The organism is Micromonospora sp. NPDC049580, from assembly GCF_040675595.1.
In the GTDB taxonomy this organism is placed as follows: Bacteria; Actinomycetota; Actinomycetes; order Mycobacteriales; family Micromonosporaceae; genus Micromonospora.
This window is the reverse complement of sequence record NZ_JBFAPG010000213.1, coordinates 1-10,107: the sequence shown is the minus strand read 5'-3', so window position 1 is coordinate 10,107 and position 10,107 is coordinate 1. Positions and strand designations below refer to the sequence as shown.

Here is a 10,107-nt window from a genome sequence, read left to right as displayed (position 1 = left end):
GTCTCGGCCTCGCCCGCGTCGGTGTTCAGCGCCTCGGCGACGGGGGAGGAGGCGGTCAACGGCTCCGCCGAGCCGTGGATTGCGCTCTGCGGCACCGGGCCGGACGGTCGGGCGTACACCCTGGTCTTTACCGGTCTCGGGGTCGACGACCGGTGGTTCGTGCGGACCGCGATGTACCCGGGTGTGGGGGTGGCGTTCGCCTTCGAACGGCCGGTCACCATCGCGGCTGGCCTGCAGCGGCAGGGCCGGCACGGCGTGGTCGTCGCCGATGGAGCCCTGGACCCTGCCACCGCCGCGGCAGTGGCCGCGAACTCCGCCCGTGTTGACGTGGTGAGCGGTGATCATGTGGTGAAACAGAGGTCAACGAGCGGTTGATCCACTCCAGGTCGCCGACATGGGGGTGTCCGGGCGTCTGGATGCCCCCATTTCGGCGATATGGTGTGGATCAACCGCACAGGGGGTCGCGTTTGTCAGCGGGTGGGCAGGGCGGCGGTCACCCGCACGGACTTGACGATGGCGGGGATGGAGCCGATCAGCAGGACCAGACCCCAGATGATGGCCACGATGGCGAAGACCAGCGCGCCCACGTCGTCGAGGATGCTCACCACGATGACCGGGACGAGCCGGTGCAGGAACTCCAGCACGACGGTGCAAAGCAGGGTGGTGAGCGCCAGCAGCACGAGGCCCTTGTTCTGCGCGAACCGTGGCTGGGCGATCAGCAGCAGCACCACCCAGACCAGCTTCAGCAGCAGCGCCAGCCCCAGCAGCAGGCTCGCCTCACCCACCGGGAAGAAGCCCCACAACGCCAGGTACGCCAGGGTGCCGAACGGCACGGCCAAAAACAGCGACACCATGATGGTCAGCTCCACGAAAGCGATGATCAGCAGCACGAGCGAGCCCAGGATGAGCAGGATCGAGAAGATCAGCGTCGCCACACCCTGGATCCGGCCCTGCACCCGCTCGGGCACGACCAGGCTCAGGCAGAACAGACCGGTGGTCCACAGCGCCACCACGTCGATCAGCGCCAGGTAGCTCGTACCCCGCCCGGAGGGCTCGCTGATTCCGCCGGCGTCCACCTCCACGCCGAGGTCCGCCGCGCCGGCCAGCAGCGCGCCGGTGGCGTCCCCGCCCCCGGTGAGCAGTGACGATCCGACCTCGACGAGGACCACCAGCGTGACCGCGACCAGCGCGAGCAGCAGGAAGGGCTTGCGCAGGTCACCCATGTCGGGCCTCCTCGCGGTCGTGCCGGCCGACAGGTGCGCGGCCGGGGCCGGCGGCCGGCACGGGCCCGGCCGGGGGACGGGTCAGTCGGCGGCGACGGTGACCGTGCATCCGACACCTCCCGGACAGCTCAGCAGCACAGTGACCGCACGGTCGACGGCGATCCGGGCGACCGCCTCGCCGCCGTCGTCCGGCTCGACCTCGGAGCGCACGGTGAGGTCGGCGTCGCGGGGCGCCGGAGCGCGCACCGCGAACGGGCGACCACTGCGCAGCACCAGCGTCCGCAGCTCGCCCGGGTCGGCGATGCGCACCGCGCAGCCGCCGACGAAGCTGAGCACGTCGCCGGTGCGGTCGCAGTCGGCCTGAACGGTCGCCGGGTCGACGCTCGTACTCGCGCCGGCCAGCCGGCCGAGCCGCTCGACGACCCCCGGCGGATCGTCCGCGCGGCCCTGGTCGCCGCCGGAGACACCGACGGCGAGGACGAAGAACGCCACCAGCAGCGCCGCCAGGGTCACCAGCACCACCTTCTGCCGACCGCTCATCGCTGCGCGACCGCCCCGGTCACCTCGGTGAACCGGATCTGGTCCACGCCGGCGAAGTACCTGTCGAAGCCCTGCGTCTTGCCCACCGCGACCAGGGTGAGCGTGTGCCGACCCGGCCCGAGCCGGACGGTGCCCACGTCGGTGAAGTCCTGCAGGACGACCGTCGGCGTGAAGCCGAAGAAGGTGCCGCCGAGCTGCACCCCGTCGACCTGCCAGATGGTGTTGGCGTAGTCGAAGGACGTGGTGCGCCTGGTGGAGAACCGCCAGAGCGCGTCGGCGGGCAGCTCGACCGTGACGCTCACCCGGTCGCCGGGTGCCAGGCCGGTGAAGAACAGCTGCTTGTCGCCCGACCAGGTCACGTCGCAGCAGTTCGGTTGCGCCCCGACCGCCGCGGCGGTCTTCGCCGGGGATTCGATTCGAGCGCCGTCGACCAGGCTCTCCGCCTCCACCGTCACGACCCGTGGCGTGCCCGGCGTGGGTGTGCCGTCGGGTCGGGTCAGCAGGTAGCCGACCACGCCGCCGACCACCAGCACCAGCGCCGCCGCGGCGGCGATCCACGGCCAGGGCGTCCGCTTCGGCGCGGCGACCGCGCGGACCTCGTACGTCACCCGGCCGCTGGAGCGCGAGCTCTCCTCCGGCGCGGTGTTCGCCGAGTACGCGAACCCGGTCATGTCGTAGCGGCGCGGCGCGGTGCCCGCCGGCACGGCGAGGCGGACCAGGAAGGACACCGAGCCCTGCCCGGGGACCACCCGCTGCGGCTCGGTGACCGTGAACCAGGCCCGCTGGCTGCCCTCGCCGGGTGCCACGTCGAAGACCACGGTGTCCGGCGCCAGGCCCGGATTGGAGACGGTGAAGGTCAGCTCGCCGTGGTTGGCGGCATCCAGGGTGAACTGCGACGCGGCGGCGACGACGGTCCATTCGGTGGTCATGACGGCTCCTCTGCGGACGGTGTCGCGCTCGGCGGGCTGGGTGGCGGCGAAGCGGCGACGACGATCTCGGCGGTGGTCGACGCGGGCTTCTCCGCCTCGACGATTCGGGTGATCACGGCGAGCTGACCGGCGGCGGCCGCCGGCACCCGCACCACGATGTGGAAGGGCCGCTCGTCGGGTTCGTCGATGACGAACCCCGGCAACCCGGTGGCCAGCTCCAGCGCTCGGCGCATCCCGTACGGGGTGCCGCGCCACCGGGCCAGCAGCGCGCCGTTGGCCACCAGGTCACGGAGCCGGCCCACCGGCAGCGGCAGCGGGGCGTCCGGTCGGGGCGAGGCCACCACGTGGTCCATCGCCACCCAGCGGGTCAACCGCACGACCAGGTGGTCGGGCGCCCGGTACGGGTCGAACAGGGCGTCCACCTCGGCGAGGATCGCCTCGTCCGGAGCGTGCAGCCCCTCCATGACGTCCAGCAGCGCCCAGAGCACGCTGCCCGGCACGCACGCCCGCTGGTAGGCGGCGGGCAGCAGCCGCTCAATCGCCGAGCGTCGCATCCTGGCGCACCACCTCGATGTCGTGCTCGCCGGAGCAGAGCAGCCACGTGTCCGGGACGGTCACCACGTCGGCGGTGGCCTGGTTGGCGCTGGCGGTCCAGTTGACCGCGTCGGCACTGCGGTACACGCCGCGCTCACCGCAGGCCAGGACCAGTCGGTCGCCCGCCGTGGGACCGTTCGCACCGACGGTCGCCGGGCCGCTCACGGCGACGGCGTCCACCGGCACGAACCGGGTCCGGTCGCGCAGCGGCAGCCCGCAGTTGACCGACACCGACTGCCACTGCGGCTGGGCCGCGAGGGTGTCCAGCCGCAGCACCCCGCCGCTCTGCGTGGCGGCGAGGGCCTGCGATCCGGCGAACGCCAGGTCGCGGCAGGTCCCGCCGATCCAGCCGCTCTGCACGGTCTGCCACTGCACGTCGGACTCGAACAGCCGGGTGCGGTGGCAGCCCTGGCCGGGCTTCTTCGGGTCCGGCTCGCCCGCGCCGCTCCACAGCAGGGTGGCCGGGCCGTCGTACTGCACCGCGAGGACCCGGTTGTCCACGTTGGAGAGGCCGACGTGCGCGAAGCTGCCCGGCCGGCCACCGGCGGTCGACAGGTACACCCCGAAGCCCGCCTGCGCGGCGACCGCCACACCGGGAGCGCCCCGCTCGGAGACGAACGCGCGTACGGCGTAGAAGCCCCGGTCGGCGTCGGACGAATCGACGAGGATCTGCAGCGGCACCGCGCCGGGCAGCAGCGACACCTCGTACAGCCCGGTGTCGGTCGCCACCAGCAGCGCGCCGGCGCCGTCGCGGTCCAGCCACGCCACGTCGGAGATGCGCGAGTCCAGGTCGGTCAGCAGCGACCACGTCTCACCCAGGTCGGTGCTCAGGTGCACCCGGGAGCCGCCCGAGGCGCGCAGCGTCACCACGGCCACCGAGCCGGGGCGCGCGACGATGCCCGGTCGCACCGGCGCGGGCGCGGGCGCCACCCGCAGCACGGTCTCGTCGTCGAACCGGCCGGCCGGCTCCCAGCCGGAGCCCGCGTTGCTGGAGCGGAACAGCACCGGGCCGCGTCCGGCGTACCAGGTGCGCGGCTGGTACTGGTCGACGGCGAGGGCGCGGACCTCGGCGTCGGGGGCCTCGTCGACCACGAACCGCACCGACTCGACGTAGCGCACGCCCGGCTCGGCGTGCTCCAACAACCGGTACACGTTGGACGCGCGCAGCGGCTCACCGAACGGCCACCCGGTCGGGTTGAGCGCGGTGGGCAGCGGGCTGAGCGTCTGGTGCAGCCGGTCGTGGATGCGTCGCCGGACCGCGTCCACGTCCTCCTCCCGGCGCACCACCACCCGGGCCCGCACCGACACCGCCTTGAACCGGGCCCAGGTGGCCCGCGAGCGGATGCCGACCATCCGGCGCTGTTCCAGGTCGCCCTCGACGCGGTGGCGGGCCTCGGGCACCTCGTGCTCGCGCAGCACCGCCACCGGCAGCCGGCCGCCCGGACGGGCCGTCGGCGGCACGTACGGCACCAGCACCACCTCGACCTCACCGGGCCGGGCGAAGCTGTAGACGGCCGAGCGGGTGAACGCGCGGGCCCGCGCCACCGCGCCGGAGCTGGTGGCCAGCACCTCGAAGTCGCGGGCGGTGACGGCGCGCTGCTGGGCGAAGAACTCGTACGGGCCGCGCAGCAGCACCGATTCCAGCGCCTCCATCTCCCGGCCGCCGGCCGCGGGCGCGGGGTTGTCGACCCGTACCCCGGGCAGTGGATCGCGCAGGCTGGTCAGCGTGCCGGCCGCCACGTTGCCGGTCGGACCGCCGCCGGCCCGGTACCAGAGCCGGACCTGTCGCCCGGCCGGCGGCACGGCCGCCACCGTCACCGCCCCGCCCGGCCCGGCGGCCTCGCCCGCACCGGCGGGCGGTCGCAGGTCGAGGGCCGGGGCGAAGGTGACGGTGCCCGAGCAGCGGTCGACGAGGTAGGCCTTGGCCTGCGGACCGAGCCCGGCGAAGCTGTCCACCGGCTGCCAGATCTCGAACGTGCGGCCGTCGTGCTCGCGGGCTGCCACCCCCAGCTCCACCGAGCCGGCCGGCACCTCCACCCCGAGCAGCAGGTCCAGCGGCTCGCCGGTGTGGGTGAGGGGAGCGTGCGCCGCCCGGAGCACCTGGCCGGGCTGGCCGGTGCCGACACCCAGCAGCTCCGCCTCGACGGGCTCGCAGTGGTGCATGCGGACCGTCACCGACGCTTCCCCGGCTGCCAGCAGGGCCGGTTCGGTGGTGACGAACAGGACCGGTCGGGGATCGGCGCCGCGCGCCGCCGCGACCCGCAGGCCGGCCGGGATCCGCACCGCGTCCCGGTCGGTGCCGGCGCGGGTGAACACGACGTCCGCCCAGGCCGCGGTGGGCGCGTGCCGCGCCACCCCGAGCAGGTTCAGAAACGAGACGTACGCCTTCTCCGGCAACTGGTTCAGCCGGTAGATCATCACTTCGGTGAGGTGCGCGAACGCCTCCACCAGCGCCATGCCCGGGTCGTGCGCCGACAGGTCGGTCCAGGCGGGGCAGGACTGTTGGATCCGCTCGCGGGCCTCGGTGACGAGGTCGAGGAACCCACGGTCGTCCAGGTGCGGCACGGGCAGCGTCATGACTGTCCTCCCGGTTCGTCGTCGGCGGGGAGCAGGTCCACGGAGAACACCAGCTGCCCGGGTGTCAGGCTGGCCCGCACCCGGTAGTCCAGCCGGATCACCAGTCGCCACGCGTCGTCCGGGTCCGGTCCGGCGTCGGTGTCGATGACCTCCACCCGGGGCTCCCAGCGGGCGATGGCCTGCCGGACGTAGTGGATGGCCAGCCCGGCCGTCGTGTCGTCGTTGGGCGCGAAGACCAGCCGGTGCAGCCGGGAGCCGTACCCGGGTCGCATCAGCCGCTCGCCCGGCGTCGTGGACAACAACAGGAACAGCGCCTGGCGTACGCTCTCGTCGCCCTCGGTCATGGCCAGGCCGCCGGCCGCGGTGAGCGCCAGCCCGCCGCCCCGGCCGGCGTCGAAGCCCGCGCCGACGAAACGGAACGCCCTCATCGGTCCGCCCCCAGGAACTGCTGGCGCGGGTCGCGGACGGTGTGGTGGACCGCTCCCGGCGGTGTGCCGTCGGTGAACCCCTCCAGGTGCGAGAGCACCACCCGGTGCCCGTCGACGCGCAGCCAGTCGCTGTAGCCGACCCGGACGGTCAGCGTCTTCGCGCACGGCTTGATGGTCGGGCCGTAGTTCGGGCAGGCGATGATCTTTCGTCCCTCCGGGTCGTCGTCCACAAGCACCGGCACGGCGGTGACGGTCACCCAGAGCTGCGAGGGCTGGTTCTCGACCCGGCCGTCGTGGTCGCAGGTGATCACCGAGTCGCGGTGGATCCAGCGCATCAGCCGCCTCCTTCGTGATGGGCGCGAGCGAGCGAACGGGCCTGCTGCGCCGCGGTGGTCGCGTCCTCGGGCGCCTCGGCGTGCAGGAAGTCCACGCTGCGGGCGCGGACCACCATGGCCCGGCCCGGCGCGGAGATCACCAGGTCGCTCGCCGCGTGCAGGGTGGCCAGGTCGGGGGTGAGTTCCAGCCAACTGCCGCCCTCGGTGGCGAGCCGCAGGCTGCGCTGGACGTCGTCCACGACGATCGACTGCCCGCCGGCGGTCCGCAGGGACCAGCGGCGGGACTTCCCGTCGTCGACACCCGCGTCGTACGGCTCGACGGCGCCGAACAGCGAGCCCAGCACGATGCCCGAGGCGGGCTCGCCGCCGGGCAGCACCACCAGCACGGTGTCGTCCGGATCGGGGAGCGCCACCAGGCCCTTGCCGCGTCCCGCACCGGGACAGAGCACGCCGAGCCAGCCGGCGTCCAGGTCCCCGTACGCCGGCAGGGTCAGCCGCACCCGGCCCAACCCGTCGGGGTCGGCCACGTCGGTGACGGTGCCCAGGGTGACCACCGCGCCGCCCGCCGTCGTGGGGGCAGCGGGCGGTGGCACGGTGGAGAAGCGGGTCAGGTGCCCGTCGCCGTCCACGGTGTGCACCACCTCGGTCAGCACGTACGCCCCGGCGAGCGGGTCGGGCACACCCGTCAGGTCGATCCGCCGGCCCGGCCGCAGCGCCGGATCGCCCTCGGCCAGCCCTTCGGCGGTGGCCAGCGCGGCGGCGCGCAGGTCCAGTCGCGCCTGGGCCAGGGCCGCCAACTCGTCGTCGCTGCGCCCCGGCTGGTCGACGGCGGTGCGTACCCCGTCCGCCCCGACGTCGGCCGGGTCCGGCCGGTCACCGGCCGGTCGGCCGCAGCGCGCCTCGTCGGCCTGCTGGCTGATCGGCTCGGCCCGCTGCGGATGCCAACCCAGCGCGGCGCTGGCGCCGCTGGCCTGGTCGGCGTTGGTGGACAGCCGCAGGGTGTGCACATTCGCGCCCAGGGCCAGCGCGACGGGCTCCCCGTAGCCGGCGAGGGTGATCAGCCGGACGTCGTCGCCGTCGGCGGCCAGGTGCAGCCCGGCCCGGCCGGTGACCTCCCGGAGCAGCTCCAGGTCGCTGTGCCGGTGCTGAAGCAGCCGTTCCAGTCGCGGCCCGTCGCTCTCCGCCGTCACGGTCAGCCCCACCTCGCCGCACAGCTCACGGGCCAGCTCCGCCGCCGTCACCGAGGTGAAGACCCGCAGGTCCTGCCGCTTGCGCAGGCGGTGCAGCGCGTCGTACGCCCGCAGGCGCAGCACGGCCGCGCCGTCGGCGGCGTACTCGACCTCCACCGCGGTGACCTCACCGGTGAACAGCGCGTCGGGATGATCGGCGAGCCGCACGTCGAGGGTCGTGCCCGGCCGCGCCGCCGGGTCGAGAGCGCCGCCCCCGGCGGCGGTGGCGAGCACCAGCTCGGCCTGGGTCGGCTGGTCGAGCCGGGCGGCCACCCGCAGCGAGCGGACCCGCTGGCGGGCCGCGGCGTTCAGTTCCACGCCGTCCAGCGAAACGGTCAGCGCGCGGGGCGCGACGCTGGTCATGGCGTACTCCCCGAGCCGGTGCCGAGCGGCGTGCTGTCCGGGTTGGTGCTGGCGGGCGTTGTGCCGGTCGGCGTGGCCCAGCTCGCGGTGGCGATCGAGGCGCCCACGAACGACGCGCCGGCGCCCACCGCGCCGGCCACCGCCCGCGCCATCCCGGCCAGCGTCGACTCCGGCCCGCCGCCGCCCGAGGCGCTGGCAGGGACCGCGAGGGTCGTGCCGGCGGGCACCGCGAGCGGGTCGGTGATCCGGTTGTGCTCGGCCAGCAACCGCCACCGCAGCGGCGACCCGAGCGCGTCGTTGGCCAGCAGGTCGAAGCGCACCCCGGACTGACCCGGTTCGGCGGCACCGTCACCGGCGGCGACCACGGCGCTGCCCGGGGCGGCCGCCGGGGTGCTCACCGCGGCCAGCTCCTCGGCGAATCCCGCCTGCGCCTGGTCGGCCGTCTCGGCGGCCCGGACCAGCTTCAGCCGCAGCCAGGAGCGCCGCGGCGAGCCCGTGCCGGTGAACGCGTCGAACCGCTCGGCCACCGCGATGATCACGCCGGGCACGTTCCAGGTCTTACCCCAGACCAGCCGGACCAGCGGCGGACGCAGCCACCCGTGCTCGGCGGTGGAGTTCTCGGCCAGCATCCACAGCGGCCGGGTGAGCACCCGTACGTCGGTGGGGCGGACCTGGGCCTGGACGAAGTCGACGTCGAACAGCAGGTCGAGCACCAGCTCCGTACGGCCGCCGCCGGTGAAGACCAGCGGGTCGTCGGCCAGGCCGGACCCGGTGAGCTGCCCGCCGCCCGCGCCCCGATGACGTACGCCGGCGAGCCGGGTCACCTGCACGGTCTCCGGGTTGAGCAGGCAGTCCACCCGCTCCCCGGAGGAGTCGATGAGGAAGGCGACACGTTCCATCAGCCGCCCGCCTGTTCCCGATCCAGGCGGTCCACGTGACCGGCGTCGAGCGCCGCCCCGGGCACCGTCCACAGCGGCGCGTCGTCCGGCAGCTCCGGCCACGGGTCGACGGCCGTCGACGCTGGGAACATCGTGCCGACCGACCATTGCCCGGAACTCGGTTCGCGTTGATCGCGGTGGCTGCGGTCGGGCTCGCCGGGCTGTGTGGCCCGTACGCCGCCCTGCTGCGCTCGTTCGTCCGGTAGGGCGGGCCACCTGTCAGCGCCGCCCACCGCCATCCCGCCGACGGCGGTGGGGGCGGTAGTGGATCGTGGCTGGAAGGTGCCCCTGGAGGGGCCGAATTCCTCGACGATCGCGGGCGGGGAGCCGCGCCGGGTAGTCGGGGGCGGGGCGGCGGGCACGCCTGCCCGGGTCGGGACGCGTGCGTCGGTGGTCGGGGTGTCACGTCGTGCCGGTCCCACCGGTGCGGCCGCCGTGGCCGTCCGGGTCGCCGCGCCCCGCCACGATGACGGGCGCGAGGGCCAACGATCCAGTATCCGGCCGGACCAGCGCCGATTCGCCAGCGAGGACGCCGCCTTCCCGCCGTGCCCGCCCGGCAGGTGGGTGGCGTCGGAGTCGCCACCAGGGCTGACACTGCCGATTCCCGAGCCGCCCGGTCGACCGCCCTGGCCAGAGGCGTCGGGCACCCGACCCGACCTCCCATCCCGGCCGGAGGGCCGCCATCCGTCCGGTCTCCCGTCCGCCCCCACCGCACCCGTCCGGCCGAGGACGTCTGACCCGCCGAGGACGTCTGTCCCGCCCGTCCCGGTGAGACCGGCTGTCCGGCCGAGGCCGTCTCTCCCGCCGAGGCCGGCCGTCCTGCTGAGGCCGTGGCCGTCGGGTGCACCGGGGCCGCCTACCGTGCTCGGGCCGCCCGTCGCGCCGAGGTCGTCCGCCGTACCGGTCGCCCGGACGCCGCGTGCGTCGTCGTCGGGTTGGGCGGCCGGGCCG

General features: G+C 74.7%; 11 protein-coding genes. 1 reads left to right on the top strand and 10 read right to left on the bottom strand.

The window, feature by feature from the left end:
* Positions 1-375 (top strand): DUF6807 family protein (locus AB0J68_RS18205; protein WP_363939507.1); only part of this gene is annotated, 375 nt, incomplete at its 5' end.
* 95 nt (positions 376-470) lie between these two features.
* Here AB0J68_RS18205 and AB0J68_RS18200 read toward each other — a convergent pair.
* The 10 genes from AB0J68_RS18200 to AB0J68_RS18155 form a co-directional block, all read right to left on the bottom strand.
* Positions 471-1,223, bottom strand: coding sequence for a hypothetical protein (locus tag AB0J68_RS18200; RefSeq protein ID WP_355065241.1), 753 nt, complete (start codon positions 1,221-1,223; stop codon positions 471-473).
* An 81-nt stretch (positions 1,224-1,304) separates the two neighbouring features.
* A complete protein-coding gene (locus tag AB0J68_RS18195) occupies positions 1,305-1,763 on the bottom strand; it encodes a hypothetical protein (protein WP_355065243.1) in 459 nt (152 codons plus the stop codon).
* A complete protein-coding gene (locus AB0J68_RS18190; RefSeq protein ID WP_355065245.1) occupies positions 1,760-2,692 on the bottom strand; it encodes a hypothetical protein in 933 nt (310 codons plus the stop codon). Before AB0J68_RS18190 ends, AB0J68_RS18195 begins: the two co-directional genes overlap by 4 nt.
* On the bottom strand, positions 2,689-3,246 hold the full coding sequence (locus AB0J68_RS18185; protein ID WP_355065247.1) for a phage tail protein: 558 nt from the start codon (positions 3,244-3,246) through the stop codon (positions 2,689-2,691). Before AB0J68_RS18185 ends, AB0J68_RS18190 begins: the two co-directional genes overlap by 4 nt.
* Positions 3,227-5,863, bottom strand: coding sequence for a putative baseplate assembly protein (locus AB0J68_RS18180; protein WP_355065249.1), 2,637 nt, complete (start codon positions 5,861-5,863; stop codon positions 3,227-3,229). The genes AB0J68_RS18185 and AB0J68_RS18180 overlap by 20 nt, the downstream gene beginning before the upstream one ends.
* On the bottom strand, positions 5,860-6,291 hold the full coding sequence (locus tag AB0J68_RS18175; protein ID WP_354862851.1) for a GPW/gp25 family protein: 432 nt from the start codon (positions 6,289-6,291) through the stop codon (positions 5,860-5,862). The genes AB0J68_RS18180 and AB0J68_RS18175 overlap by 4 nt, the downstream gene beginning before the upstream one ends.
* Positions 6,288-6,626 carry a hypothetical protein gene (locus AB0J68_RS18170; protein ID WP_354862849.1) on the bottom strand — a complete coding sequence of 113 codons (339 nt, stop codon included), beginning with the start codon at positions 6,624-6,626 and terminating at the stop codon, positions 6,288-6,290. The genes AB0J68_RS18175 and AB0J68_RS18170 overlap by 4 nt, the downstream gene beginning before the upstream one ends.
* The gene (locus AB0J68_RS18165; protein ID WP_363939503.1) at positions 6,626-8,218 is read right to left on the bottom strand and encodes a contractile injection system protein, VgrG/Pvc8 family; all 1,593 of its coding nucleotides are present in this window, start codon (positions 8,216-8,218) and stop codon (positions 6,626-6,628) included. Before AB0J68_RS18165 ends, AB0J68_RS18170 begins: the two co-directional genes overlap by 1 nt.
* Positions 8,215-9,117: a hypothetical protein gene (locus AB0J68_RS18160; RefSeq protein ID WP_363939501.1), complete on the bottom strand. Its 903-nt coding sequence runs from the start codon at positions 9,115-9,117 to the stop codon at positions 8,215-8,217. Before AB0J68_RS18160 ends, AB0J68_RS18165 begins: the two co-directional genes overlap by 4 nt.
* Complete coding sequence (locus AB0J68_RS18155) at positions 9,117-9,248, bottom strand: hypothetical protein (RefSeq protein WP_363939500.1); 132 nt, start codon at positions 9,246-9,248, stop codon at positions 9,117-9,119. The genes AB0J68_RS18160 and AB0J68_RS18155 overlap by 1 nt, the downstream gene beginning before the upstream one ends.
* Positions 9,249-10,107 lie beyond the last annotated feature (859 nt).